The sequence below is a fragment of the Corynebacterium sp. UMB0012 genome, assembly GCF_030216265.1.
In the GTDB taxonomy this organism is placed as follows: Bacteria; Actinomycetota; Actinomycetes; order Mycobacteriales; family Mycobacteriaceae; genus Corynebacterium.
Genome location: NZ_JASOKQ010000147.1, coordinates 1 through 236 on the forward strand (window position 1 = coordinate 1; position 236 = coordinate 236).

At 60.6% G+C, this 236-nt stretch carries 1 pseudogene; it reads right to left on the reverse strand.

Annotated elements, in window-relative coordinates:
- Nucleotides 1-236 (reverse strand): annotated as a pseudogene (locus QP324_RS12225) (transposase); the annotation flags it as partial.

Sequence of the window (236 nt, forward strand, 5' to 3'; positions counted from 1 at the left end):
TAGAGTGGTTGTAGGCAGTGTCGATGGCACTGTCGTAGGTTGCTGGTCGGCCGTCTTCGTGGCCGCTGGTGGCTTGTCTTTCCTGGTTGGCTAGGGTTTGTGCTTTGGCGAGTGCGTCCTGGCCCCAGTTTTGCTGCCTGGCGATCTCTACAGGGTCGCCAGGCAGTTGCGTGTGGAGGTATAACCACCAGTCGCAGGCGATGCGCTGTTGTTCATCGCGCAGTCCGCGGTGGGTG